The following is a 24,681-nucleotide window of genomic DNA, read 5'->3' as shown; positions in this document are numbered from 1 at the left end:
ATGTGGAATGCAGCGGATGTTCCGAGGTGCAGCGCGGATCGCAGCGGTCGCGGGCCTTGCCGTGAGCGGCGGCGCACTGGTGGCGGTCCCGCCGGCGATCGCGGACATCGGCTCCGACATGGGGCTCCTCTGCTCCGGCAAGTCCGGAACACACGATGTGGCGCTGCGGATCGAGACGACCGTCCCGTCGACCGGGACCGTCGGCCAGCCGGTCCAGCTGGGCACCATCAGGATCGACGTCGGTCTTCCGCCCGAGTTGGTGAGAAGGGTCTCGGCGGCCTCCCCCGCCGGGGCGTCGACACCACCGGCGACGAGCGTCGCCCCATCGCCCGCGCCCTCGCCCGCGCTCGGCGGGGTCGCGGAGATCCAGGTCGCGGTGCGCGGGCCGGATGGCGACCGGCGTGCCGGGTGGCCGGCCTTCGCTCTGGCGGCCGCACCGCCACGGGGTGACGGGGCCGTGCACCTGACCGGCAGCGGGGTGGCACCGCCGGTGGTCCCCGAAGCGCCGGGGGAGCTCTCATGGTCCGCCGGGGCAGTGGACCTGTCGCTGGTGCCGGGCGACGCGGCGACGGGGAGGGACGCGGCCGAACTGGCGCTGCACTGCGCGGCGGAGAAGGCGCCGGTGCTCGGGAGCCTGCGGGTGCGGCGCGGAAACGAGTTGACGACCCCCGGCGCGTCGAGCGCGGCACCCCGTCAGCCCACCGCCTCCCAGGGGGGACTGTGCAAGCTGATCCCCGCTCGGGGGCAGGATCCGCGGTACGCCATCAGCGACGATCCCGAACTGGCAAAGATCTTTGAGTCCCCGGAGAATCCGAGCGGCCTGAACTTCGACACTGGCGATGGACTGATGTACTGCCTGAAGGCAACGGGGTTCTTCAACATCAAGAAAGTTGGAAACGCCGCTCCCGTTGCTTTCGAGAACAATGTTCGGGCACTGACCGAAAGTTATATGGGGAACATTTTCTTCGGGCCGAACTGGACGGATTTCCGCGGATACTTCATTAACCGTACCTATCCAACTCCCGCCACGATGCTGGGTTTCGGCTTCATGCCGACACGTGCAGTGGCGGAAGCTGTTCAGGTCGGTTCCCCGCGAGCCGGCGGGGCCGGTCCGATCACAGGCAACATGCGGATTCTCCAGCAGCTGTCGACTGAACTCGACATCTCGGGTCCGACGGTCGACAGACAGCAACTCAAAGCCAGCGCATACGTGCGCATCAAAGCGGGCAAGGCCGAGGTCAACGGAGTTCCGCTCAATCTCGGTTCCACATGCATGACCAGCCCCACCTCGCTCTCTGCGACCGGGTTCATGGGGACGCTGAGAACCGGGACGACCCAGTACGAGAGCGGGCAGCCTCTCATCGCCCAGAACGTCACGATCCCTTCCTTCTCCGGTTGCGGGGTGACCGAGGATCTCAGCCCGATCCTCACCGCGAGTGTCTCCGGGGCGGGAAACTACGCGAGCCTCGAATCGGGACTCTGGTGTGAGGTCACCACTGGCAACCGTTGCGTGGACGGCGCGGGCGCGCTTCCCCAGACCTTCACCGTGGAGCCGGGCGGGGTCGTCACTGCGGTCGCGAAACCGTTCATCCTGGGGTACGCCGGGGACAACGCGGAGTTCAGGTGCGAGTCGGCGACCATGCGGCTCGATCTCGAACGGGGGCATTGGCAGTCGCGCTTCAGGCTGGGCAAGGGCGACATGTCCCTCGACGGCTGCGAGGTGGAGGCGTCGGACGGCACCGTCCATCAGGTGCGGGGCGAGGTCACGCAGGACGGCTCGTTGTGGCTGAACATGACCATCGACGCGGCGACCGGCCGGCCGGCGATGAGGATCAACGGCGTCGTGCTCGACGCGACCGTGGACGTCGGCGGAGGGGCGCGGTGCACGCTGCGGATATCCCACAACCTCGGGGGCATCTTCCTCCCGGGGCAGCGCGAGGTTCCCGGGCTTCTCGAAGGCTCCTATGACAACGGGACCTTCTCCATGAACTCGCACACGTTGAAGCCGTCGGGGAGGTCGACGTGCGAGATCCCGGGGTTCACGGACTTCACCAGCGTCTTCAATTCATACAAGGGCGATTTCGTCTTCCGGCCGACTCAGCGGATCACCTCCCCCTGACCGGACCTTCCATCGCCATGGGCCTGTCGTTCCGACACGAGATCGGATCGTGCCGGAAGTCTCCCGGGCCCTCCAGGACTGGCCGCAACGTCGCCTGCACCACCCCGGGCGACGGCAGGGCCAGGCCGGCTCGCTGCAGGCCGTCGCCGGCCTGCGGCGAGTACGGTAGCTCCTCTCGCTGCCCGCCATATGAAGCGGACGGGGCGAACGAGTCCGGCGGAGGATGGCGCCCCCGTGATATGCGGTCGATGACAATACCGGCTACTCCCGGGCCGTCATCATTCGTATTCGCTTACAAGGCGAGAAAATCTCCATGCTCGTGCGTTGCGGTGTATTGAACCGGGCATTGTTTCGGTATTACCCTCCGATTGGGAATCGAGGATCTTTCTCGTCGAGGATCCGCTTCACGGTTCCGCGTCGGCTGGGATCACGCTGTGGCTGTCCGGCGCTCTGTATCCGTTTCTCCCGGCAAGAAGAAAGGACGGACTGGTGAAGTCCATTCGTTTCCGGAGAAGCAGTTCCCGGCTGGCGCTTCCCGCTGTGCTCGGTGCTGCGCTGCTCACCCTCGGCCTGGCGTCCCCCGCTTCGGCGGCCAACCCGGACCCGATCCCCGCGAACTTCAGCTTCGCCGACTGCCCGCCCCTCCCGGAGGGTGCGTCGCCGGACTACTCGCAGTGCTGGGTGGGTGTGGTCACCAGCGGCACCTTCAAGGTCGGCAAGTTCGACCAGAAGATCGAGGAGCCGATCAGGATCACGTGGGCGAACACCTTCAACACCAGCACCTTCGAGACCAAGACGGTCTTCGGCGCGATCAACGCCCCGAAGATGCTCGTCCAGCCCGGCCTGTTCGGGGACCCGCTCCTGTCGGCCGTGTACGCCAGGGTCGAGTACGCCGGCGTCTTCGAGATGCCGGTCAGCAGCAGCTTCGAGATCAACATCGGGCTGAAGGTCCGGCTCATCAACCCGTTCCTCGGAAGCAACTGCACGGTCGGCACCAACAGCAACCCGATCAGGGTGAGCCTCACCACCGGGACCACCAGCCCTCCGGCCCCCAACACGCCCATCACCGGCGAGGGCCTCTCGATCGCGCGGCAGGACCCGCCGCCACCGGTGCTGCAGGCCAAGCACGTCGGCAACTCGTTCGCGGTGCCCGGCGCCAAGGGGTGCCTGTTCGGCGGCGGCGTCGCCGACTGGCTGGTCAACCAGGTGGGCGGATTCCCCTCGGCGGCCGGCAAGAACACGATGATCCAGAACGAGTACCTCGTGTCGAAGAACTACAGCGAGCTCTGAGGCCGAGCCCGCTCGAGACCGGTCCGTGCCCGCGGCGATCCCGCTGGCACGGACCGTCGCGATGAGCGTGCCGCGCGTCGAGCGTCCGGGCGGTGCCGACGCGGCGGGCCCGGGTTTGGATCTGCTGGAGATCGGTGCAGGCGATGATCTCGAAGGACGCGGGTTCACCGTCGACGATGAACTGCGGCGACGCTTGTCCACTTCGAAGGCGCGAGACGGACACTAGTGGTGTCCGCATGACCACCATGAGAGAAATTCGTTACGTGGTGTAATGGCGGAAGATTCTCATAGTTCCGGCCGGGGTGCAGGGGTGATTGGCGGGCCAGGCGAGGCGGCCGGGCGGGAACGGGCGGGGCGCGGTGCTTCTCCGGATTGTCTCCGATTGATCGTTCGAACCGGCCATTTTTGTTGGCCGGTGAGTGTCGCGGCCATTCAGGGTGCGGGATCTCTTCCGTAATGATGTGCGGTGGCCGTGGTGTGGGTTACATTTTATCGACGCATTTCTTCGAACTGTGCGAGGGGAGGGGTGAATGACGAGGGCCCTCGTTGGGGGAGGGAGGCGTCCCGAAGCTCTCCCGCCACAGGTCATCGCCATTCTGAGTGCTGAGCTGCCCTCGCTGGCCGAGGAGATCCTCAAGGAGGTCCAGCGATCGGTGCCCGAGTACGCGCGGCAGGAGGGGATGCCGGAACCGGCCGCGTACCGGATCACCGTCGAGCAGGCCATGGCGGCCTTCGTCGACCAGGTCTCCGGCGGCGGCGACGGCTACGAGCGGCGCGACGAGCTGTGCCGGGAACTCGGTCGCAGCGAGGCCTACCAGGGGCGCACGCTGGACGCGCTGCAGGCGGCCTACAGGGTCGGGGTGCAGGTCGCGTGGCGGCGTGTGGCGTCCGTCGCGCGGGAGCGGCGGCTGCCGGCGGAGGTCATGACGCGGCTGGCCGAGGCGCTGTTCGCCTACATCGACGAGCTGGCCTCCCTGTCGGTCGAGGGCTACCTGGAGGTCCGGTCGTCCGCCGACGAGCTGCCCGGCGACCACCGGCGGCTGCTGCGCACGGTGCTCGGGCCCGGCGCGGCGAGCGGCGCGCTCGCCGGGGCCGCCGAGGCCGCCGGCTGGGCGGTGCCCCACACGGTGACGATGGTCGCGATGCCTGCGGGCGCGCGGTGCGTCCGGGAGGCGATGGACCGCGACGTGCTCGTCGACCTCGCGGACACCGAGCCCCATCTGCTCATCCCCGGCGGATACGGCGCGGAGCGCGCGGCGATGCTGCGCCGCGCCCTGCCCGAGCGCCGCTCCGCGGTGGGGCTGACCGTCCCGCTGTGGGAGGCGGCCGACTCGCTGCGCTGGGCGCGGCGGGCGCTGGCGCTGGTGGAGGCGGGCTGTCTGGAGGATGGCGGCCCCACACTGTGCGAGCGGCACCTGCTGGAGCTGTGGCTGCTCTCGGACGGACCGCTGCTCGACCAGCTCGCCCGCCGGGAACTGGGCGCGTTGGCGGGAATGCCGCGCACCCGGCGTAAGCGCGTGACCGAAACCCTGTGCGCGTGGCTCGACGCGCAAGGAAACGCAGTGGAGGCGGCGCAGAGGCTCCGGCTGCACCCGCAGACCGTCCGGTACAGGATGCGGCAGATCAGCGTGGAATTCGACCGGCAGCTCGCCGACCCGGCGGCGCGTTTCGTGCTGGACGCGGTGCTGCGCGCGTACCGGTTGCGGGAGCGTGGCCCCGCACTGAAATGAGACCGCCCCTATTGGGCGCTGAATGTGACTACAGGGCCACAGGCTGCTGAATTTACCTTCCCTTTACTTTGCTGGATTTCGTATGATCTAAGTTCAACGTGTTTCAGCTCACAGAATGCGGAGGGTGCGCAGGGTCCCCGCTCGGCGTGCTCTCGGTGTTGACGCCATATGGCCGATCATCCGGACGACCGGGTGCCCCGCCCGGAACCCCCCCCTCGTTCGCGATGGCGGTGTCTGGAGGTGTGCCGACCCCATGACACAGCAGACGTTGACACGGGAGGCGGCGAGTCCCCGGAGCCGGCTGCCGCGCCGGCTCGCCCTGCTGATGCGCCCGGAACTGCCCAGCCTCGCTGGGGAGATCATCGACGAGGTGCGCCGGTCGATCCCCGAGTACGGGCGGCCCCTCAAGGGTCCCTACGTCGAGGCATTGCGCATCGGGGTCGACCGTGCCCTGACGGACTTCGTCGACCGGGTCGCCAACCCGCTGGAACCGAGCGCGCGCCATCGGGAGACCTACCGCAGGCTCGGCCGCTTCGAGGCACAGGAGGGCCGGACGCTCGACACCTTCCAGGCCGCGCTGCGCATCGGCGCCCAGGTCGCGTGGCGGCGCATCATGAAGGTCGGGCCGCGCCGACGGGTGTCGCCCGAGGTGATGGCCCAGCTCGCCGACGCGCTGTTCGCCTACATCGACGAACTGGCCGCGCTCGCGCTGGAGGGATATCTGGACGCCCGCCCGGACGGCGAGGCTGAGGCGCACCGCCGCCGCCTGCTGGAGCTCCTGCTCCGCCGCGACGTGTCGTCCCGCGTCCTGGCCGAGGCCGCCGAACGGGCCGGATGGACGCTGCCGGACGAGGCGACCGCCGTTGTGGCCCCGCCCGGCGCCCGGTACGTCCGGGCCGCCCTGGACGAGGACGTGCTCGCCGACCTCACCGCCGCCCAGCCGTTCCTGGTCGTTCCCGGAAGACCGACCCCGGAGCGTCGGCGATCCCTGCTCCGCGTCCTGCCCGACAGGCAGGTCGTCATCGGCCTCACCGTGCCGATCGCGGGCGTCGCCGACTCGCTGCGCTGGGCGCGGTGCGCCCTCGGCCTGGTGGAGACCGGTGTGATCGAGGACGCCCCGGTGACCGACTGCGGGGAGCACCTCATCACCCTCTGGCTGCTCTCCGACCAGGCCCTCATCGGCCAGCTCGCGCACCGCCACCTCGGTGAGATGGACGGCTTCAGCCCCCGGCAGCGCGACCGCCTGCTGGAGACCCTGCACGCCTGGCTGGTGACCCGCGGCACCGCCAACGACATCGCCAGGGAGCTCGGCGTCCACCCGCAGACCGTCCGCTACCGGATGCGGCAGGTCGAAGGAGTCCTGGGCGACCGGCTGACCGACCGCGAGGCGCGCTTCGCGATCGAGGCCGTGCTGCGTGCGATGCGGTTGCGCGAACGTGCCGCGCGACCGCCCGGCACGAGTGCCGCATGGGATGGCGCCGCCGCCCGGGAACGAGCACCGATTGATAATCGCCCAATACCCGATCGGCGCGATATGAGCACCTGAAACGAACCTTGACCTGCGGGGTTGATTCCCCGAATCGCCGCATGCTTCCATCCAATTCAATGCAATTCGGCGGGATAGTCGCAATGCGGTGGAGGTGCGTTCGGGGTGCGTTCACGATCGGCTTCGATCCTGGCCGGATTCGGAGCGGTGACGCTCATCGGCATGGTGGGCGTCCACCCGGTTCTCGCGGACGAGCCGGCTCCCACGCCGACCACCACCGTCACCGACACGCCGACGGACCCACCGACGGATCCGCCCACGAACCCGCCCACCGATCCGCCGACCGATCCGCCGACGGACCCGCCGACGGACCCGCCGACGGACCCGCCGACCGATCCGCCGACCGATCCGCCCACAGACCCACCCACAGACCCACCCACGAACCCGCCCACCGACCCGCCGACGAATCCGCCGACGAATCCGCCGACGAATCCGCCGACCGGCCCGGGCAAGCCCAAGACGCCGGTGCTGTCCCTGGGGCTGACGGTGTCGGCGGCGACGATGCGGCCCGGCGGCTCGATCACCGCGACCGTGCGGGTGGCGTCGGCCAACGCCACCGCGAACGGGATCGTCCTGCGGATGTCGGCCTCGGGCGCCACGGTCGGTCCCCGGACGCAGTCCCTCGGCAGTGTCGGATCCGGCGGCGCCTCCGCGATCGCGACCGTGCGGGCGCCGTCCGGTGCGGAGCCCGGCGTGATCACCCTGCGTGCGGTCGTCTCGGCGGCCCGTGCCAGAAGCGTGTCCCGCAGCTACAAGCTGATCATCACGTCCGCGTCCGGGGCGCTGCCGCCGGGGGTCAGCCCGACGACGCCCGGCGTCCCGCCGCTGACCCCGCCCGACTTCAACCCCCTCGCCGGCATGGCCGGGCCGCAGGTGGCGCTGCCGCCGATCGTGTCCGCCGAGTCCCCGCAGATCGCGCCCGCCTCCGGGCCCCTCGTCCCGGTGTCGAGCCTGCACGAGCTACCCCCCGAGCCGTTCACCATCAAGGAGTTGACCGCGCTCCAGGCGGGGTTCCTCGCCGCACTGGCGGCCGGGGTGGTGCTCCTGCTGCTCAGGATGCGGCTGATCCGGCGCTCCGACGGCCGCGTCCCGCTCGCCGCGCGCCGCCGCCTGCGCGCCGCCGGCTCGCGACTCGCGGACAAGCGCCCCACCGCGGCCCGGCTCCGCACGCTCCCGCCGCAGCCTGCCCGCGCCCGGCGTCCGCGACCGCTCCAGCCGGTCCCCCCGATCCGGCTCTCCGTCCGCCGGGTCCACACCGCCCGCCCCTGACCGCCGCGTCCGCCGGGACACGGCTTCCGGAGGCCGCCGTGGCGCCGGCGGAGGCCCTGCGCCAGGAGGTCAGCGGGCCAGCCGGATCAGGATGCGGCACACCTCGTCGATGATCTCGGCGGCCTCCGCCTCGTCCTCGGCGGTGGCGATCTCCCGCCCGGCCTCGCCGATCACCGTCGTCAGCACGAGGCTCAGCACCTGCTCGGGACGTCCGGCGGGCGCGTCGCCGGACGGGCCGCGCAGCAGCTTGGTGTTCTGCGCGATCCAGTGCTGGGCGCGGCTGCGGCGCATCAGCGACGACCCGGACGGGCCCTCGCCGGCGAGGAAGAGCCGGGCCGCCTCGCGCCGCTCCCAGCACACCCGCAGGTAGGCGCGGGCGCCCGCGATGAACAGCGCGATCGGGTCGGACTCGCCGTCCTTGCGGGCGGCGGACACCGCCTGCGCGGCGCTCGCCTCCTGCTCCTCGGTGAGGTCCTCCCACAGCGCCACGTAGAGGCCGGCCTTGCCGCCGTAGTGGTGGTAGAGGCTGCCGACGCTGATACCGGACCGCTCCACGATCTCGGCGATGCCCGCGTCGGCGTAGCCGCGGTCGGCGAAGACCCGCAGCGCCGCGGTCAGCAGCGCCTGGCGGGTCGCGTCGGCGCGGGCCCACTGACGGCCCCCGCCGCCCTCGGCTCCGGCGCCCTCACCCGTGCCGTTCGCCCGCTCGTCGCCGGCGCGGCGCGCCCTGCTCGTCCGCATCACACCATGGTGCCAGGCCGGGCCGCCCGGTTGGGCTCAGTACCAGTTGTGCGCCTGCCACCAGGCCCAGGCGCCGCAGGGGTCCTTGTAGCGCGCCTTGATGTAGCCGAGGCCCCACGCGATCTGGGTGGGGGAGCTGGTGCGCCAGTCGGCGCCCGCGCTCGCCAGCTTGGAGCCGGGCAGTGCCTGCGGGATGCCGTACGCGCCGCTGGAGGGGTTCTCGGCCCGCTCGTTCCAGCCGCTCTCGTGGTTCCACAGCGTCAGCAGGGACGGCCAGCAGCGGTCCCATCCCTTGATCGCGTTCATCTTCTTGCCGAACGCCTTGTTCTGACCGGCGCTCGGGTTCGACTTGGCGAGCCGCTCGCGCTCCTGCTCGGCCTTGAGCTTCGCCCGCGCCGCCGCGTCCCGCTTGGCCTTCTCCTTGAGCCGCTTCAGCTCCCGCTGGTGCTCCTCGTAGGCGCGCTTCTTGGCGACCGCGACCGCGTCGGCCGCGACCTTGTCCATGTCGGACGCCGAGGTCAGCTTCGCGAGCATGTCGTTGGTGGACAGGCCCGCGCTCGCGGCCTTGGGCGGCTCGCTCGCGTCGTCGACGAAGCTGCCGAGGTCGACCACCGTCAACGCACCGCCGAGCACGCCGATCGCCGCGATCGTGATGGTGACGTTGCTGGTGAGCACCCGCCGGACGCGCCGCCCGCCCTCGCGCTCCCGGGGCGCCTCCGGTTCCTCGTACGGGTCGCGGGAGTCGTCCGGCTCCAGGAACTCCGGTCCGTAGGGTCCCCCCGCGTCGCGGCCGTCAGGCGACGTGCGGGGTTCCGGCACGCGCGTGGCGCGCCTGGTGCCGGCCCTCCTGGAGCCGCGACGCCCCCCGGCGCTCCCTTGAGCGCCTCCGGCTTCCTCCGCGGGACGTCTGCGCGTGCCGTGACTCTGTGGCATAGGAGAAGACTGCCTTATCGCCCGGGTGTGGTGCTCTCGAAGAGCAAGTACGCAGGCCGGACGATACCCGGTTCACCCGGCCTGTCGTCCACGGCCGCGCCCCCCGCCGGGGTTCAGCAGTTCCACGTCGCCGGCGGCCAGACGCGCGGGTTGCAGCGCCTCGAAGAGCTCGCGGTGCATCCCGTCGAACGCCGCGAGCGCGCCGCCGGGCGCCTCCAGCGCCTGGCTCACCTGGTTGGCCCGCTCCCGTCCCGCCGCGGTGATCTCGACGAGCGTGGCGCGCCGGTCGCGGGGATGCGGGGTCCGGCCGACGAGCCCGGCCGCCTCCAGCTGGTCCACGGTGAGCTTCACCGTGGTCGGGTGCATCATCAGGATCCGGCCGAGCGTGCTCAGCCGTGCCCGGCCGTGGACGGTGAGCGCGAGCGTGGTCAGCAGGAAGTAGCCGGTCTGGGTGAGATCCAGCCTCTTCAGCTCCACGTCCAGGGCCTTCTTGAGCAACTGGTTGAGCCGCCCGACCGAACAGATCGCCAGGAACGGCCACGGATCGCCGAGCAGCCCCTGGCCCTCCCAGCGGTCGCGCACGCCCATGACCAGCGGGTCCACGCCGTCGTCCATCTCGTCTTCTACGCCTCGTCGCGCCTCGGTCTGCACCGGCTGATCGTAGCTTCGGACAAAACCAGATGTAAGTACTCGCTTCTTAGACCTTCTTCCAATAGAGTGCCTCAAATCACAGGCGGAGCCCGTGTGCTCTTGAGGGTGCGCGGAGTCGCGTGTGGTAACCGGTCTCGGCCGAGACCGCTGTGGCGCGCGAACGAGCATGACGAGGGCGCCCCCGCGGTACCGGCAGGATCCGGTGTTTCGGATGGGCGCCGACGTCCGAGCACGAAGGAGGCTGGAGTGACCCTTCTCATCCCCGCCCCGGGGGAGGGCACCGGCTGATGGCCCTGAGCCTGAACAAGGCCCCGGACCTGGCACGCAGACGCGTCGGGAGAGCACTCGACGAGACCGGACTGCTGTGCGTGACCCTCCTCGAAGGGCTGCGCCGCACCTGGGACCTGCGCCAGTGGTGGGGCGAATTCGTCGAGCAGTGCTGGTTCCTCGCACGCGTCACGAGCGTGCCGGTCATGCTCATCGCCGTGCCGCTCGGCGCGACCATCTCACTTCAGGTGGGCGACATCGCCCGGCAGCTCGGCGCGCAGTCGGGCACCGGGGCGCTGCTCACCGCGGCGATGATCCAGCAGGTGGCGCCGCTGGCCGCGGCGCTGCTGGTCTCCGGCGTGGGCGGGTCGGCCATCACCGCCGACATGGGGGCCCGCAACATCCGCGACGAACTCGCGGCGATGGAGGTCATGGGCATCAACCCGATCCACCGCCTGGTCACCCCCAGGCTGTGGGCGGCGAGCATGGTGTCCGGACTGCTCTGCTCGGTGGTGATCCTCGCGGGCGTCATCGGCGGGTACTACTTCAACGTCATCCAGCAGGGCGTCAGCCCCGGCGCGTTCTTCGACGGCGCCACCACCCTGCTGCAGTTCTCGGACCTGATGATCACGCTGTTCAAGGCGTGGGTGTTCGGATTCATCGCCGCCGCGGTCGCCTGCTACATGGGCATGAACTGCGACTACGGACCCGTCGGCGTCGGCCGCGCGGTGAACCGGGCCGTGGTCGTCACCTCGATCGTGGTGTTCGCGACGAACTACATCCTCACCATGATCTACCAGGTCCTCTTCCCCCCGAGGTTCTGATGGTCGCCATATTCCCCGTCCGCAAGCTGGGCCGCGCCGTCAGGGGCCGCACCGCGGGCCTCGCCGCGTCGGCCGACCTGCCGGTGTTCCTCGGCCGGGTCCTGTACCACCTCCTGGTCGACATCATCATCCGCCGCAAGTACGGCAAGACCCTCGCCAAGCAGGTCAGCGACATCACCGTCGGCGTGGGCGCGCTCGTCATCGGCGGCGGCATGATCTTCGTGATCGCGACGATGTCGCTCGCCACCGGCGCCATGGTCGGCCTCCAGGGCTACCCCGGGCTGGAGCGCATCGGCGCCGAGGCGTTCACCGGACTGGTCGCGAGCTACTCCAACGTCCGCGAGGTCACCCCGATCATCGCGGGCGTCGCGCTGGTCGCGCAGGTCGGCACCGGGTTCACCGCCGAGATCGGCGCGATGCGGATCTCCGAGGAGATCGACGCGCTGGAGGTCATGGGCATCAACTCCCTGGCCTACCTGGTGTGCACCCGGGTCGCCGCGGGCGTCATCGCGCTGGTGCCGCTGTACCTGGTCTCGCTGTTCATGGCGTTCTTCGCCACGAGGTTCATCACGATCCAGTACTTCGGCCTCTCACCCGGCATCTACGACTACTACTTCCACCTCTACCTGCCGCCGATCGACGTGTTCTACAGCGTCATCAAGGTCGCGGTGTTCGCCTTCATCATCATGTTCATCCACTGCTACCGCGGCTACTACGCGGCGGGCGGTCCGGTCGGCGTCGGCGTCGCCGCCGGCCGCGCCATCCGGGAGTCGACCATCCTGATGATCCTGATGAACCTGGTCCTGTCGTACATCTTCTGGGGCCACGGCAGCACGGTGAGGCTGACCGGATGAGCGACGAATCACTGTCCAGCCGGTCCCGGACGGTCTTCGGGCTGGTCGGCGCCGGCGTCATCGCGGCGGCCGCGGCGTTCGTCGCGATCGGTTCCACGCCGTCCCACGCGGGCTCCACCTACTACGACGCGACGTTCGGCCGCGCCGGGCAGGGCCTCGACCCCGGCAAGTCCGATGTGAAGGTCCGCGGGATCGCGGTCGGCGCGGTCGAGGAGGTCAAGCTCGACCGCAACGGCAGGGTCACCGTCCGGCTCCGGGTCGACAAGGGCGTCAGGGTGGCCGACACGGCCGTCGCGACGGTCGAGCCGGTCTCGGTGTTCGGCCCGAAGGACCTCGCCCTCGACCTCGGCGCGCACGAGCTGACCGGCCCCTACCTGAAGGACGGCGGGCGGATCGCGAAGACCAACGACCCGAAGGAGCTGTCGGACACGGCCTGGCCCACCTACCGGCTCACGCGGGCGATCAACCCCGACGACGTGGCGACCCTCCTGCACACGTTCGGCGCCGGGCTCTCCGGGCAGGGGCCGGCGCTGCGCCGGACGATCGACAACGGCGCGATCGTCGTCGACGCGACCTACAAGGACCGGGCCGCGATCCAGTCGCTGCTGAACGACATCAACGGCCTGTCCGGGACGCTGGAGTCGCGCGGCGACACCCTCACCCGGTTCGCCGGGGACTTCAACCGGCTCTCCCAGGTCGTCAACGAGCGACCCGACAAGGTCACCCAGCTGCTGGACGAGTCGACCCGGCTCGGCCAGACCGTCGGCACGAACCTGGAGCAGCACGGCCGCAACCTCGGCAGGATCATCGACTCGGGCGGCCAGGTCGTGCGGGTGTTCAACGGGCAGCGCCGCAACGTCCCGGTGCTGCTCGACAGCCTGACCGGGTTCTTCGGCCTGCTGGCGCAGATCATCCGCATCCCCGGACCGGAGGGCACCCTGATCGCCCAGGCACGCGACGACCTCCCGCTGGACATCTGCCAGATCCTCATCGACGTCTGCGCGGTCAAGCCCAAGGCGACCGCGTTCGACGTGCCGCTCCCCGGCACGGGCGGCGGGCGGGGCGGGCAGGGCCGCACGGCGACGGGGACGCGGCCGTGAGCCCGCTGCTGCGCGGCAAGACCGCGCGCGGGCCCGAGTACTCCACGATCCTGAAGTTCCTGGTGTTCGTGGCGTTGACCGGGCTGCTCACGTTCTACATCGGCCAGCAGATCCTCGGCACGAGCTTCAAGTCCCGCTACCGGCTGTCCGCCACGTTCGACGACGTCACCGGCCTGCTGGAGGGCGACGCCGTGAAGGTGGCGGGCACGCCCGTCGGCCAGGTCGCGGGCATCAAGGTGGTGCGCGGCAAGGCCGTGGTGAAGATGGCCGTCGACAAGGAGGTCCGGCTGCCCTCCGACTCCACCGCCGCGATCCGCTGGCGCAACGTGATGGGGCAGCGGGTCGTCTACCTGGAGCCCGGGTCGAGCCAGGGCAGGCTGGGCGACGGCGACCGCGTCCCGCACACCAGGTCGGTGGTGGACCTCGGCGACATCGTCAACAGCCTCGGCCCGCTCACCCGCAACCTGGACCCGAACCAGCTCAACAAGATCCTTTTCGCCTTCTCCCAGGCGCTGGACGGCAACGAGCAGAGCATCTCGCTGCTGACCGACAACCTGGACATGCTGCTGCAGACGTTCGCGGCCCGGAAGAAGACGATCAAGGGGATGATCGACGACTACGAGACGGTGAGCGACGCGATCGCCACCCGGGACCGGCAGATCGCCGCCAGCGCCGACAACCTGGAGTCGCTGACCAGGGTCTTCGCCAACAACCGCAAGCTGCTGGAGAGCGCGGTCGTGGAGATCTCGGGCGTGACCACCAACCTCAACCAGGTGCTCGGGGGCAACGACGCGCAGCTCGCCCGCATCATCACCAACCTCGGCAGGTTCAGCGAGACGTTCCGGCTGAACGTCGACCAGCTGGAGAAGATGGTGCAGCAGCTCCCGCTGACCCTCCGGCAGCTGTTCGCGTCCGCGAACGGCGGCCACTACCTGCGCACCAACGCGCTCTGCCTGAACGTCGTCCAGGGCCCCTGCCCGTTCCCGATGGAGCTGCCGAAGTCGCCCGGTGCGGGCCAGCCCAGCAAGGACGACCTCACCAAGCTCAGGAAGATGCTGCTGGGGGGTGGCGGCTGATGGCGCTGAAGTCGCTGCGCGACGTCAACCACAAGATCGTCGCGATCGTCACCCTGGCCGCGCTCGGCGCGGGCTGCGTGTTCGCGTTCGCCCTCGGCCAGCTGCACCTGCTCGAGCGCGGCTACACGATGAGCGGGGAGTTCAGCGACACCGCCGGGCTGAAGAAGGGCCAGGACGTGCGGGTCGCCGGGGTGAAGTCCGGCCGGATCACCGCCGTGGAGCCCGACTTCGCCCACGGCAGGGTCATCGTCTCCTGGCACGTGAACGCCGGGATCGACCTCGGTCCGAAGACCCGCGCCGAGATCCAGACGACGACCCTGCTCGGCGGCCGGTACCTGCGGCTGTCCGGCCCGGTCTCCAAGCCCTACCTGGCGGACGTGCCGGAGTCGCGGCGGCGGATTCCGCTGTCGCGCACCAGCGTCCCGTTCACCGTGCCGGAGGCCCTGGAGAGCGCGCAGAACATCGTGGGCAAGCTCGACCAGCGCAGCGTCGACAAGCTGCTCACCGAGATCAACAAGATCAGGTCGCCGGGGGCGGTGAAGCTGCGCCGCATCCTGGTCAACATCCAGGAGCTGTCCCGGACGCTGAACGACTCCTATCCCGAGATCCAGCGGCTGATCGAGAACAGCAAGACGATCACCGGCACGCTGGCGGGCAAGGACCAGGAGCTGCGCCAGATCATCGACGCCAGCCAGGTGCTGCTGCAGTCGCTCGTCCGGCGCCGCAACGAACTGGCGGCGGCGATCGGGCAGGGCAGTGAGACCGTCCGGACGCTGTCCAACGTGATCTCCAGGAACCAGAAGGAGCTCGACACCCTGCTGGACAACCTGCACCTGCTGACGACCCGGCTCGCGCCCAACATGGACGCGCTGAACACCGACTTCTCGCTGCTCGGCCCGACGTTCCAGCAGGTCGCCAACCTCAAGGGCAACGGCCAGTACATCGAGGGCCTGCTCACCGGGCTCGGCCCGCTGCAGCCGGCCGGTCCGATCTCCACGCGGCGACCGCAGGGAGGCAACTGATGAGCGGCGACGGCACGGGGGGACGGCCCCCCGGAGGTCCCGGCGGCGGCCGGCTGCGCGGCGTGGCCGTCGCGCTCGGCCTCGCCCTGACCGCCTCGCTCGGCGGCTGCTCGCTCGCCCCGTCCGCGGGCGGCGAGCGCACCATGGTCGTCTACGTCCCGAAGGCCCGCTCCTTCTACGAGGAGTCGAAGGTCAAGGTGATGGGCGCCGACGTGGGGCTCGTCGACAAGGTCGAGAACCAGGGCGACCGGGTGAAGGTCACCTTCCATCTGCGCCGGGACGTCCCGCTGCCGAAGGGCGTGCAGGCCTCGATCGTCCCGCTGAACCTGATCGGCGAGCGCAACCTCGTCCTGCACCCGGCGTGGAGGCCGGGGGAGGCCAAGGAGACCGCGGACGTCATCCCGATCGAGCGCACCCACGTGCCCGTCGAGGTGGACGACGCGCTCAGCTCGTTCACCAACCTGGCCAACGCGCTCGACCCGACCAAGATGCAGAGCGCGCTCGGCACGGCCGCCGACACGGTGAAGGGCAACGGCAGGGAGTTCAACGCGACCCTGGAGCAGAGCGCCCGCCTCGTCGAGAACGTCGCCGGGCAGGACAAGGAGCTCATCGAGGTCGCGCAGAACCTCAGCCGGCTGGCGGGGGTGGTGCGCGGGCGCGAGCAGATCCTCGGCACGATGATCCGCGACTTCGGCACCGCGAGCCAGGTGCTGAGCTCCGAGCGCGGCGAGCTGCAGCAGCTGATCAGCGGCATCCTGGAGCTGGCGAAGAACGGCGACAAGCTGCTGCAGAAGTACAAGGGGAACCTGCCCTACGACCTGGCGGTCCTCACCCGGACGGCCCTGATCCTCAAGGGCAACGCCAGGGAGCTGGCGCAGCTCATCCGGGTGCTGCCCGGCATCAGCGACGCGCTCATCGGCGGCTACAACCCGAAGAACAAGTCGCTGCAGATCCGCTTCGCCACGGACGCGTTCCTGCGGACCTGGCTCAAGGGCCTGATGAACTCCGACGACGTCGACTGCCCGCTGCCCGCACCCAACTCCAACTGTCCCTGGCAGAACGGAGGCAACTGATGGGCAGGCTCGTCATCACGGGACGGCGCCGCGCGGCGGCCGGCGGCCGGCTGCTGCTGGTGCTCGTCGCGGCCGCGGCCCTCGCCGTCTCCGGCTGCTCCTACAAGACGGCGGGCGCGCCGAAGGGCGGCCTGAAGCTGACCGCCACGTTCGACGACGCGCAGGGTCTCGTCGCGGGGCACAGCGTGAAGATGTCCGACATCACGATCGGCACCGTCACGAAGGTCGAGCTCGCCGGCTACCGGTCGAAGGCGACGCTGGCCATCAAGGACGGCATCAAGATCCCGCAGGGCACCCGGGCCGAGATCAAGGTGACCTCGCTGCTCGGCGAGAACTACGTGGACCTGCAGATGCCGCCCGGCGCGAGCATGAACCGCGGCCCGTACCTGGCCACCGGCACGGCGATCACCGACACCAGCGTCCAGCCGGCGTTCGAGCAGGTCGTCGGGCAGGCCGGGCCGCTGATCCAGGCCCTGGCCGGGGACGACGTCGCGACGGTCGTCAACGCGGGCGCCACCGCCCTGGACGGCAACGGGCAGAAGCTGAACAAGACGATCGCGCAGGCGGGCGCGCTGCTGAAGATGTTCGCCGAGCAGCGCCGCGAGCTCGGCGAGTCGGTCGACCGGTTCGCCCGGCTCGGCCGGTCCCTCGCCAAGGGCAGCGACGCCCTGAACGAGACGCCCGAGCAGCTCGAACGCACCACCCGGCTGCTCGACCAGGACAAGTACAAGATCATCAAGATGGTCGACAAGCTCACCACGACGGCGCGCGAGCTGAACGACAAGGTGCTGGAGGGACGCATCCAGCGCTTCCGCGCGCTGCTGCGCGACCTCGACCCCGTCCTGCAGCAGCTCGGCGACAACCGCAAGCGGCTCACGGCGCTGGTGGACGGCCTGGTCGAGTTCACCGACAAGCTGCCGCGGGCCACCTATGACGGCCAGCTGCTGCTGTACCCGCTCCTGCGGATCGTCTGGCCGGACGGAACGCCGATCTTCCCGGGCCTCAGCCAGAGCCCCAAGAAGAAGAAGGCCGGATCGCCGGAGATCCCCAAGCAGCTCCAGGGCGCCCTGCCGGACCTCGACAAGATCCTGGAGCCGCGCGGATGAACAGACGGCTGACGATCAACCTGGCGGCGTTCGGCGTGCTCGCCGCGTTGATGGTCGTGTGGGCGTTCAACAACGTCGTCCGCTTCGACTTCATCGACCGGCCCTACCACATCACCGTGGAGTTCGAGTCCTCGCCGGGCCTGCACCCGAACTTCGAGGTCGACTACCTCGGCCTGCGGGTCGGCAAGATCGACTCGGTGCGGCTGGAGAAGGACAAGGTCGTCGTCCGGCTGGACATGCAGCGCGGCGTCAAGATCCCGCAGGGGGTCACCGCCGCCGCGGCCCGCAAGTCCGCGGTGGGCGAGCCGGTGGTCGAGCTGACCCCGGGGCCCGGCAGGTCCGGCGCCCCGCCGATGAAGCCCGGCACCGTGATCCCGGTGTCGCAGACGAAGGTCCCGCCGAAGTACGGCGACCTCTTCGGCGCCGTCATCGACACCCTGAAGGCGATCGACCCGGACGACGCCAAGGTGCTCACCCAGGAGCTGGCCGCCGGATGGGCCGGACGCGAGGACTCCCTCCGCCAGATCGTCAACGGCGGCGACGACCTCACCCAGACGTTCGCGCAGAACACCGAGCTGCTGGACGGGCTGACCAACGACCTCGGCCGCATCACCCACGTGCTGAACCAGAACCGCGGCTCCCTCGGCGCGGGGATCGACAACCTCGCCGCCCTCACCGCCGCGCTCAGCCAGGTCCGCGGGCAGATCGCCGAGCTGCGCGACCGCGGCCCCGGCCTGCTCGCCACGGTGAACGACCTGCTCGACAAGACCGGTCCCGACTTCGGCTGCACCGTGGACATGCTCGGCAACCTGGGCATCGGGATCTACGACCCCAACTACCTCAACGACCTGCGCAAGACGCTCGCGGTGGCGCCGCAGCTCAAGGTCGTCCTGGACAACGTGATCGGACGGGACCAGGGCCGGCCCGTGCTGAACGTCGTCTTCCAGGTCACGCTGAAGAGGCTCGCGACGCTGGAGTACAAGTACCCGCGCGCGCAGCCCGCGGTGAACCGGGTCCCGACCTGCCCCGGCGGCCGCACCCCGGCGGTGACCAAGCAGAAGCCCTACAAGGCGAAGAACCCGGGCGAGACGATCCCCACCCACGATCCCGCCCTCCAGCGGAACGTGCAGGCCAGGAAGGCCGCGAACGAGAGCGACTCTTCCGGCGGACCGCCGATCTGGCTGGTGTACGTTCCCCCGATCATCGCCCTTCTGGTGCTGATCAGGGTCATGATGGGCTCGGTGCCCGTGGTGTCCCGCCTTTCCCGACTGCGTCGGGGCAAGGACTGACCCCAACCCCGAGGAGTATCCGAAGTGACAGCCAAGACCACCAAGGGCGGGTCCGACCAGGTCGAGGCGGTCCCGGCCGAGGAGGCGCCCGAACAGACCGAGGCGATCGAGACCGAGTCCGCCGAGGAGGCCGTGGAGCGGCCCGCCAGGCCCGCCGCCAAGCGCAAGCGCCGGGTGCGGGTCATCGAGGTCATCGACGACGAGGACCTCGACGAGGTCCTGGAGGCGCTCGACGCCGAGGACGAGGAGGCCCCGGACGAGGCTCCGGCCCGGCCGGCCAAGCCGGCGGCGAAGCCCGCCGCCAAGGCGCCCGCCAAGCCGGCCGCCAAGCCGAGGCCGCGCCCGACCCGTCTCGAACCGCCGGAGGACGAGGCCGAGGAGGACGAGGCCGAGGCGCCGAAGAAGGCCCCGGCCCGGCGGAGCCCCGCGGCGTCCGCGGAGGCCCGGCCGGGGATCTTCGGTCTCGGCATGGTGCAGGCGGTCGTGGTGGTCGTCCTGGTCGCGCTGCTGGCGAGCCTGGCGATATGGCAGTGGACGAGCGCGAGCTCCCTGTCGTCCGAGCAGGACGACCGGGACGCGGTGAGCAAGGTCGCGTCCGCCTACGGCGACGTCGCGCTCAACTACAACGCGCAGAACTACCAGACGCAGATGGACAAGGCCCAGAAGCTGATGGGCGGCGACCTGCTGGAGAGCTTCAAGAGCACCACGCTCCCCAGCCTCGGCGAGACGTTCAAGAGCAACCCCGAGCTGTCGCTGACGTCCAAGACGAACCAGGTCTTCGTGGGCAGCGTGGACGGCAGGTTCGCCACCGCCGTCGTCATGGTCGACATCGACGTCCGGACCAAGGACGGCGCGACCTCGGCACCCGCGACGCTGCTCCGTCTCGCCCTTGCCAAGGTCGACGGGAAGTGGAAGGTCACCAAGCAGTACGCGTCGGGCACCAACGACCAGAACCAGAACCAGCAGAACCAGCTGCCGACCGTTCCGAGCGGCGGCGCGTCGAAGTCGCCCGAGGCGGAGAGCAGCGGCAAGCCCAAGAACTGAGCCCGCGCAGCACGGCGCAGGCGCCCCGCACGGAAGCCGTGCGGGGCGCTCGCGCGTTATGCCGATGACGGGGCCGAGGGACGGAGGCGGGGGCATCATGTCGATCGTGGCGGAGCCGGACGGGCAGGGCACGGCCGTCCCGGACGCGCTGGTGCACGAGTTCGGCGCGCTGCTGGGCGCGGCGTCGGGCCTGGAGCGGATCGCGGGCCGCGAGCTGGAGCGCCGCTGCGGCATCCGGCACGCGGTCTTCGAGGTGCTGCTGAGGCTGTCCGGCGCGGGCGGCGAGTGCGCGGTGTCGATGGGCGGGCTGGCCGGCGACCTGATCCTGACCAGCGGCGGCATGACCCGCATCATCGACCGGATGCAGGAGGCCGGGCTCGTCCGCCGCGAACCCGCCCCGGGCGACCGGCGCCGCCAGAACGTGGCGCTGACCCCGGCCGGGCGGGCGAAGCTGGACGAGGCCCTGCGCGTGCACGCCGAGACGCTCCGCGCGCACTTCGCGGGCCCCCTCACCGAGGAGCAGCGCCGCGTCCTCGTGGACGCCCTGCGCACCCTGCGCACCACCGCCCGCGAGGAACTCGGCGACCTGCGCTAGCCGCACGCGGGCGCCTAGCGGGAGTAGTGCTCGACGACGAGCTGCTCGTCGCAGACGATGGGGATCTCGGCGCGCTCGGGCAGCCGCGCGAGCCGGGCGGCGAGCGCGTCGTGCCGGACCTCCAGGTAGGGCGGGACCTCGGCGGCGTGCCCGCCGGCGGCCGCGACCTGGAACGGGACCATCGCGCGGCTCCGCTCGGCGACCGTGATGACGTCTCCGGGCCGCAGCCGGTAGGACGGGCGGTCCACGCGGCCGCCGTTCACCAGCACGTGGCGGTGCACGACGAACTGGCGGGCCTGGTAGATCGTCCGGGCGAACCCGGCGCGCAGGACGAGGGCGTCCAGCCGGCGTTCGAGGTCGACGAGCAGGGCCTCGCCGGTCTTGCCTCCCGTCCGGGCGGCCTTGTCGAAGGCGTTGCGGAGCTGCGCCTCGCGGATGTTGTACTGCGCGCGGAGCCGCTGCTTCTCGCGGAGCCGGACCTTGTAGTCGCTCTCCTGCTTGCGGGCACGGCCGTGCACGCCGGGCGGGTAGGGGCGGGCCTCGAAGTACTTCACGCTCTTCGGCGTCAGGGGGATGCCCAGGGCTCGCGAGAGCCGCACCTTGGGACGGGGGTTGTTCATCACGCTCCTTGATGGTTAGGTAAGCCTAAGTTAGGTAAGCCTAACCTGAAACGTCAAGGAGGCACGGTGCCGCGAGCGGAGACCACGCAGAGCGCGCAGACCCCGCCGGTCAAGCAGGGCCCCACGGCGGCGGAACGCGCGCGAACTCTCACCTATGGCGTCGCGGACGGCGTGCTCGTCGCGCCGGGCGTCCCCTACGCCCCCGTCCCGGCGCACACGACCGACCGGGACGGCAGGCCGCTGCTGCTCGTCCGGGCGGACGCGCCGGTCGCGGCGGCCCTCGCCGGCGAGGACGACGTGCCCGCCACGCTGCGGATCTTCGACGTCGCGCCGGTGCCGCTGCCGGACCGCGTCCGGGGCCGGGCCTGGCTGCACGGCTGGCTGAGCGAGATCCCCGAGGGCGAACTGCGCGCCGCCGCGCTGCGCCTCTCGCACGCGCACCCGCGTCCCGAACTGCTCGACCTCGGCGCCGAGCGGGACGGCCGGCGCGAGTGGACGATCCTGGCCCTCGAAGCCGCCCAGGTCGAGGTCGACGACGCCTGGGGGAGCGCCATCCTGGAGCCCGAGGAGTACGCGGACGCCGCACCCGACCCGTTCGTCGCCGTCGAGGCGGGCATACTGACGCACCTGGACTCCGCCCACCGCGCCGAGCTGACGCACCTGCTGCCGGAGTCGGTCCCGCCCGGACCGGTCCGGCCGCTCGGGCTCGACCGGTACGGCATGTGGCTGCGCTGCTCCGCGCCGCCGCCGGACGCGCCGTCGTCGTTCGACGTGCGGATCCCGTTCGCCGAGCCCGTCAGTGATCTCCACGGTCTGCGGCACGTGTACCGGAGGCTGTTCGCCCGGGCGACCCCGTAGTACGGAGGGCGGGGACACGTACAAGCCCTCCCCGGATGCCAGTGATCCCCCGGATGGTGGGCGGGCCCCTCCGCGGGCGATGATCGTGTCTCCGGTCGAGGACGCCGTTCTCACTCCCCGACCGGACGGCCTCGACCGCCGGTTCGCCCCTGCGGGGTGGGCGGGCCGGCGGCGAGACGGTACCGGCCGGCCAGGGACGCGGCGCCTTCGGCCGGGCCGGTGGTCCGGCGCGGTGCGAGCACGAGCCGGGGGCGCACCGGGCCACTGGTCGCGATTGGCCGTTCCCGCCGCGCCGTTCCCGCCGCACGCTGGGAGCATGACCGCACATCACCCGCAGACGCGAGCCGTCCACCCGCCCGTGATCGTCCCCGAGGGCAGCCGTCCGCTCGGCGTCCCGATCTACCAGGGCCACCTTTTCTCCTTCGACGCCTCCGACGCGCTGGCCGCCGCGTTCCAGGGCCCCGACGAGGCGTTCTTCTACGCCCGGATGGCCAACCCGACCGTCCGCGCCCTGGAGCAGTCGCTCACCGATCTCGAAGGCGGCTCCGGCACGCTCGCCACCGGATCCGGCATGGGCGCGGTCAACGCGGTGCTGATGGGTCTGCTCCGCAGCGGCGACCACGTCATCGCGCAGGCCGCCCTCTACGGCGGAACCCACGCGCTGCTCCAGGACCTCGCCGCACGGTGGGGCGTCGAGGTCACGTTCGTCTCCGGCGACGACCCCGCCGAGGTACGGGACGCGCTCCGCGCCACGACGAAGATCCTCTACCTGGAGACGGTCGCCAACCCCACCACCCACGTGACGGACCTGCCCGCGTTCACCGAGGCCGTCCGCGGGACGGGCGTGCTGACCGTCGTCGACAACACCTTCGTCCCGCTCCTGTGCAGGCCCATCGAGCACGGGGCCGACATCGTCGTCCACTCCACGACGAAGTACCTCGGCGGGCACGGCGACACCATCGGCGGGGCCGCCGTCTTCGCCGACGCGTCCGTCCACCAACGCGTCTGGGAGCACGCCGTCGAGCTGGGCTCCACCCCCGACCCGTTCGCCTCGTGGCTGACCGTCCGGGGTCTCGCCACGATGCCGCTGCGCGTGGCCAGGCAGAGCGAGTCCGCCCTCGACATCGCCCGCCGCCTGGCCGGCCACCCGTCGGTCATCCGCGTCCACTACCCGGGGCTGGAGGACCACCCGCAGCACGAGCTCGCCCGGCGGCTGCTGCCGGACGGCGCCGGCGGGGTCCTCGCGTTCGAGCTGGCCGGCGGCCGGGACGCGGGCCGGACCTTCTCCGAGGCCGTCGAGCTGGTCTCGCTGGGCCCGTCGCTCGGCGACATCGCGACCCTGGTCATGCACCCGGCCAGCACGTCCCACCGGCAGTTGGACGCCGCGTCCCTCGCCGCCGCCGGCATCGGCGAGGGAACGGTGCGCCTCGCCGTCGGCCTCGAACACCCGGACGACCTCTGGGCCGACATCGAGCAGGCCCTGCGGAAGGCGTCCTAGAGGTAGAAGCCGGTGGCGGTGCTGGGAGCGTCCTGACCCTCGGGACGCTTCTCGCCCTTGCGCAGCGCGGCCAGCTCGGCGAGCGTCGCGCCGTCGGCGCCGATCTCCGCGCCGGGGACGTCCGTGCCGTCCAGCCACGAGAGCGACTCCGCGCGGGTGAGCCGGCCCACCTCGATCTGGGCGAGGCAGCGGCCGGGGCGGACCACCGCCGGGTGCAGCATGGCGAGGTCCTCGTTGGTGGTGATGGCCACCAGCACGTCCCGGCCCTGGCCGAGCATCCCGTCGGTGAGGTTCAGCAGCCGCGACAGGCCCTGGCCCGTCGACTGCTTGGCCTCGCCGCGGATCAGCTCGTCGCAGTCCTCCAGGATGAGCAGCCGCCAGCGGCGGTTCTCGTCCTCGTCGTCGCCGACCGCGACCTCCATCAGGTAGCTGGGCGTGCCGAACAGCGCCTCGGGGTCCAGGACGCAGTCGGACTGGCACCAGTCGTTCCAGGAGCGGGCGAGGGCGCGCAGCGCGGTGGTCTTGCCGGTGCCGGGCGGGCCGTGCAGGAGCAGCAGCCGTCCGGAGACCTCGTCGCGGGTGAGCTTCATCACCGCGTCGAGCGCCTCGGCGACCGGCGCGGTGTAGTTGCGCCGGATGTCCTCCCACGAGTCGGCCGTGATGGCGCGCTCGCTGCGGACGGGGCCGTGCGCACCCATGTGCCAGAAGCCCATCTCGACGCTGGCCTCGTCCACCTTCGGCGGCTCGGTCGCGTCCTTCACCGACGCGGCGAGGACGGTCTCGGCCAGCTCGTCGGTCACGGCGGACACCGCGACGTAGGCGATGCCGCTCTTCCACCGGTTGCTCAGCAGCGTCCAGCCGTCGCCCTCGGCCAGCACCGACTCCTTGCCCTTCTCGTGCGCGACCCGCACGAGCCGTGCGTCGCCCGGGCGCAGCGGCGCCTCCGTCCGGACGTTCTCCAGCCGCGTCGACCGCGACCAGGGCTGCTCCCCGGACGCGAACGGGCGCAGCGACAGCACGTCCATCACGTCGGCGGGGGAGTTGTTGTCGGACAGGTTGAAGACCACGGGGAGCGCGGGCTCCGGCGCGTCGGCGCCTTGCCGGGGCTCGATCAGATGCAGGACCTCCTGCGGCCTCTCCTGCGACATGGTCATGACACTGATGATCACGCCCGGC

The 24,681-nt window shown here is 70.8% G+C and carries 24 protein-coding genes; 18 read left to right on the top strand and 6 right to left on the bottom strand.

The genetic code is table 11. From position 1 onward, the window contains the following. Window positions 1-7 precede the first annotated feature (7 nt). The 5 genes from BJ999_RS34580 to BJ999_RS34560 all read left to right on the top strand — a co-directional run bounded on the left by BJ999_RS34580 (window position 8) and on the right by BJ999_RS34560 (window position 6,685). Window positions 8-2,119, top strand: a complete 2,112-nt coding sequence (locus BJ999_RS34580) for a hypothetical protein (protein ID WP_179837155.1) — start codon at window positions 8-10, stop codon at window positions 2,117-2,119. 489 nt (window positions 2,120-2,608) lie between these two features. Beyond that, window positions 2,609-3,409: a hypothetical protein gene (locus BJ999_RS34575; protein ID WP_179837154.1), complete on the top strand. Its 801-nt coding sequence runs from the start codon at window positions 2,609-2,611 to the stop codon at window positions 3,407-3,409. A gap of 25 nt (window positions 3,410-3,434) precedes the next feature. After that, entirely contained in the window at window positions 3,435-3,635 is a 201-nt protein-coding gene (locus BJ999_RS34570) for a hypothetical protein (protein WP_179837153.1), read from the top strand. Between the two features lie 304 nt (window positions 3,636-3,939). Then, window positions 3,940-5,139 (top strand): PucR-like N-terminal domain-containing protein, encoded by a 1,200-nt coding sequence (locus BJ999_RS34565; RefSeq protein ID WP_179837152.1) that lies wholly within the window; start codon window positions 3,940-3,942, stop codon window positions 5,137-5,139. Window positions 5,140-5,392: 253 nt separating this feature from the next. Next, window positions 5,393-6,685: a PucR-like N-terminal domain-containing protein gene (locus BJ999_RS34560; RefSeq protein WP_179837151.1), complete on the top strand. Its 1,293-nt coding sequence runs from the start codon at window positions 5,393-5,395 to the stop codon at window positions 6,683-6,685. 56 nt (window positions 6,686-6,741) lie between these two features. Here the strand turns inward: BJ999_RS34560 and BJ999_RS34555 are convergent, their stop codons facing one another. Next, a complete protein-coding gene (locus tag BJ999_RS34555; RefSeq protein ID WP_179837150.1) occupies window positions 6,742-7,284 on the bottom strand; it encodes a hypothetical protein in 543 nt (180 codons plus the stop codon). Between BJ999_RS34555 and BJ999_RS34550 the strand changes: the two genes are divergently transcribed. Then, window positions 7,265-7,954 carry a superantigen-like protein SSL4 gene (locus BJ999_RS34550; RefSeq protein WP_179837149.1) on the top strand — a complete coding sequence of 230 codons (690 nt, stop codon included), beginning with the start codon at window positions 7,265-7,267 and terminating at the stop codon, window positions 7,952-7,954. The two genes, BJ999_RS34555 and BJ999_RS34550, sit on opposite strands and share 20 nt — an antisense overlap. 69 nt (window positions 7,955-8,023) lie before the next feature. On the opposite strand, the gene BJ999_RS34545 is transcribed toward BJ999_RS34550, so the two are convergent. The 3 genes from BJ999_RS34545 to BJ999_RS34535 form a co-directional block, all read right to left on the bottom strand. Beyond that, a complete protein-coding gene (locus tag BJ999_RS34545; protein ID WP_179837148.1) occupies window positions 8,024-8,695 on the bottom strand; it encodes a TetR/AcrR family transcriptional regulator in 672 nt (223 codons plus the stop codon). A 36-nt stretch (window positions 8,696-8,731) separates the two neighbouring features. After that, window positions 8,732-9,514 (bottom strand): aggregation-promoting factor C-terminal-like domain-containing protein, encoded by a 783-nt coding sequence (locus BJ999_RS34540; RefSeq protein WP_229809965.1) that lies wholly within the window; start codon window positions 9,512-9,514, stop codon window positions 8,732-8,734. A 186-nt stretch (window positions 9,515-9,700) separates the two neighbouring features. Next, window positions 9,701-10,243 carry a MarR family winged helix-turn-helix transcriptional regulator gene (locus tag BJ999_RS34535; RefSeq protein ID WP_179837146.1) on the bottom strand — a complete coding sequence of 181 codons (543 nt, stop codon included), beginning with the start codon at window positions 10,241-10,243 and terminating at the stop codon, window positions 9,701-9,703. 323 nt (window positions 10,244-10,566) lie between these two features. Between BJ999_RS34535 and BJ999_RS34530 the strand changes: the two genes are divergently transcribed. The 10 genes from BJ999_RS34530 to BJ999_RS34485 all read left to right on the top strand — a co-directional run bounded on the left by BJ999_RS34530 (window position 10,567) and on the right by BJ999_RS34485 (window position 20,529). Continuing rightward, a complete protein-coding gene (locus BJ999_RS34530) occupies window positions 10,567-11,370 on the top strand; it encodes an MlaE family ABC transporter permease (RefSeq protein ID WP_179837145.1) in 804 nt (267 codons plus the stop codon). After that, window positions 11,370-12,224, top strand: coding sequence for an ABC transporter permease (locus BJ999_RS34525; protein ID WP_179837144.1), 855 nt, complete (start codon window positions 11,370-11,372; stop codon window positions 12,222-12,224). The genes BJ999_RS34530 and BJ999_RS34525 overlap by 1 nt, the downstream gene beginning before the upstream one ends. Next, on the top strand, window positions 12,221-13,324 hold the full coding sequence (locus BJ999_RS34520) for an MlaD family protein (RefSeq protein WP_179837143.1): 1,104 nt from the start codon (window positions 12,221-12,223) through the stop codon (window positions 13,322-13,324). The genes BJ999_RS34525 and BJ999_RS34520 overlap by 4 nt, the downstream gene beginning before the upstream one ends. After that, window positions 13,321-14,400, top strand: a complete 1,080-nt coding sequence (locus BJ999_RS34515; RefSeq protein WP_229809963.1) for an MCE family protein — start codon at window positions 13,321-13,323, stop codon at window positions 14,398-14,400. Before BJ999_RS34520 ends, BJ999_RS34515 begins: the two co-directional genes overlap by 4 nt. Further along, the gene (locus tag BJ999_RS34510; protein WP_179837142.1) at window positions 14,400-15,422 is read left to right on the top strand and encodes an MCE family protein; all 1,023 of its coding nucleotides are present in this window, start codon (window positions 14,400-14,402) and stop codon (window positions 15,420-15,422) included. The genes BJ999_RS34515 and BJ999_RS34510 overlap by 1 nt, the downstream gene beginning before the upstream one ends. Next, window positions 15,422-16,495 (top strand): MCE family protein, encoded by a 1,074-nt coding sequence (locus BJ999_RS34505; RefSeq protein WP_179837141.1) that lies wholly within the window; start codon window positions 15,422-15,424, stop codon window positions 16,493-16,495. Before BJ999_RS34510 ends, BJ999_RS34505 begins: the two co-directional genes overlap by 1 nt. Continuing rightward, a complete protein-coding gene (locus BJ999_RS34500; RefSeq protein WP_179837140.1) occupies window positions 16,495-17,601 on the top strand; it encodes an MCE family protein in 1,107 nt (368 codons plus the stop codon). Before BJ999_RS34505 ends, BJ999_RS34500 begins: the two co-directional genes overlap by 1 nt. After that, complete coding sequence (locus BJ999_RS34495) at window positions 17,598-18,890, top strand: MCE family protein (protein WP_179837139.1); 1,293 nt, start codon at window positions 17,598-17,600, stop codon at window positions 18,888-18,890. Before BJ999_RS34500 ends, BJ999_RS34495 begins: the two co-directional genes overlap by 4 nt. Before the next feature lie 24 nt (window positions 18,891-18,914). Continuing rightward, on the top strand, window positions 18,915-19,934 hold the full coding sequence (locus BJ999_RS34490; protein WP_179837138.1) for a hypothetical protein: 1,020 nt from the start codon (window positions 18,915-18,917) through the stop codon (window positions 19,932-19,934). A 97-nt stretch (window positions 19,935-20,031) separates the two neighbouring features. Next, window positions 20,032-20,529 (top strand): MarR family winged helix-turn-helix transcriptional regulator, encoded by a 498-nt coding sequence (locus BJ999_RS34485; RefSeq protein ID WP_179837137.1) that lies wholly within the window; start codon window positions 20,032-20,034, stop codon window positions 20,527-20,529. A gap of 14 nt (window positions 20,530-20,543) precedes the next feature. Here the strand turns inward: BJ999_RS34485 and rpsD are convergent, their stop codons facing one another. After that, window positions 20,544-21,149 carry a 30S ribosomal protein S4 gene (rpsD, locus tag BJ999_RS34480; protein WP_179837136.1) on the bottom strand — a complete coding sequence of 202 codons (606 nt, stop codon included), beginning with the start codon at window positions 21,147-21,149 and terminating at the stop codon, window positions 20,544-20,546. 66 nt (window positions 21,150-21,215) lie between these two features. Here rpsD and BJ999_RS43820 point away from each other — a divergent pair, with 66 nt between their 5' ends. Both BJ999_RS43820 and BJ999_RS34470 read left to right on the top strand, forming a co-directional pair. Further along, the gene (locus BJ999_RS43820) at window positions 21,216-22,007 is read left to right on the top strand and encodes a DUF2470 domain-containing protein (protein WP_179837135.1); all 792 of its coding nucleotides are present in this window, start codon (window positions 21,216-21,218) and stop codon (window positions 22,005-22,007) included. Window positions 22,008-22,323: 316 nt separating this feature from the next. Continuing rightward, entirely contained in the window at window positions 22,324-23,505 is a 1,182-nt protein-coding gene (locus BJ999_RS34470; RefSeq protein ID WP_179837134.1) for a trans-sulfuration enzyme family protein, read from the top strand. Here BJ999_RS34470 and BJ999_RS34465 read toward each other — a convergent pair. Then, the gene (locus BJ999_RS34465) at window positions 23,502-24,659 is read right to left on the bottom strand and encodes a DUF5925 domain-containing protein (RefSeq protein WP_308427168.1); all 1,158 of its coding nucleotides are present in this window, start codon (window positions 24,657-24,659) and stop codon (window positions 23,502-23,504) included. The genes BJ999_RS34470 and BJ999_RS34465 overlap by 4 nt on opposite strands. Window positions 24,660-24,681: the final 22 nt, after the last annotated feature.

This window comes from Actinomadura citrea, assembly GCF_013409045.1.
GTDB lineage: Bacteria > Actinomycetota > Actinomycetes > Streptosporangiales > Streptosporangiaceae > Spirillospora > Spirillospora citrea.
The sequence above is the reverse complement of the archived record's forward strand: the minus strand, read 5'-3'. Positions and strand labels throughout refer to the sequence as shown.

Coding starts and splice junctions, on each gene's coding strand:
- BJ999_RS34530 (WP_179837145.1), top strand. CDS start 10,567: ATGGCCCTGAGCCTGAACAAGGCCCCGGACCTGGCACGCAGACGCGTC.
- BJ999_RS34485 (WP_179837137.1), top strand. CDS start 20,032: ATGTCGATCGTGGCGGAGCCGGACGGGCAGGGCACGGCCGTCCCGGAC.
- BJ999_RS34580 (WP_179837155.1), top strand. CDS start 8: ATGCAGCGGATGTTCCGAGGTGCAGCGCGGATCGCAGCGGTCGCGGGC.
- rpsD (WP_179837136.1), bottom strand. CDS start 21,149: ATGAACAACCCCCGTCCCAAGGTGCGGCTCTCGCGAGCCCTGGGCATC.
- BJ999_RS34550 (WP_179837149.1), top strand. CDS start 7,265: ATGTCGGCCTCGGGCGCCACGGTCGGTCCCCGGACGCAGTCCCTCGGC.
- BJ999_RS34520 (WP_179837143.1), top strand. CDS start 12,221: ATGAGCGACGAATCACTGTCCAGCCGGTCCCGGACGGTCTTCGGGCTG.
- BJ999_RS34470 (WP_179837134.1), top strand. CDS start 22,324: ATGACCGCACATCACCCGCAGACGCGAGCCGTCCACCCGCCCGTGATC.
- BJ999_RS34500 (WP_179837140.1), top strand. CDS start 16,495: ATGGGCAGGCTCGTCATCACGGGACGGCGCCGCGCGGCGGCCGGCGGC.
- BJ999_RS34565 (WP_179837152.1), top strand. CDS start 3,940: ATGACGAGGGCCCTCGTTGGGGGAGGGAGGCGTCCCGAAGCTCTCCCG.
- BJ999_RS34505 (WP_179837141.1), top strand. CDS start 15,422: ATGAGCGGCGACGGCACGGGGGGACGGCCCCCCGGAGGTCCCGGCGGC.
- BJ999_RS34495 (WP_179837139.1), top strand. CDS start 17,598: ATGAACAGACGGCTGACGATCAACCTGGCGGCGTTCGGCGTGCTCGCC.
- BJ999_RS34465 (WP_308427168.1), bottom strand. CDS start 24,659: ATGACCATGTCGCAGGAGAGGCCGCAGGAGGTCCTGCATCTGATCGAG.
- BJ999_RS34560 (WP_179837151.1), top strand. CDS start 5,393: ATGACACAGCAGACGTTGACACGGGAGGCGGCGAGTCCCCGGAGCCGG.
- BJ999_RS34510 (WP_179837142.1), top strand. CDS start 14,400: ATGGCGCTGAAGTCGCTGCGCGACGTCAACCACAAGATCGTCGCGATC.
- BJ999_RS34525 (WP_179837144.1), top strand. CDS start 11,370: ATGGTCGCCATATTCCCCGTCCGCAAGCTGGGCCGCGCCGTCAGGGGC.
- BJ999_RS34545 (WP_179837148.1), bottom strand. CDS start 8,695: ATGCGGACGAGCAGGGCGCGCCGCGCCGGCGACGAGCGGGCGAACGGC.
- BJ999_RS34535 (WP_179837146.1), bottom strand. CDS start 10,243: ATGGACGACGGCGTGGACCCGCTGGTCATGGGCGTGCGCGACCGCTGG.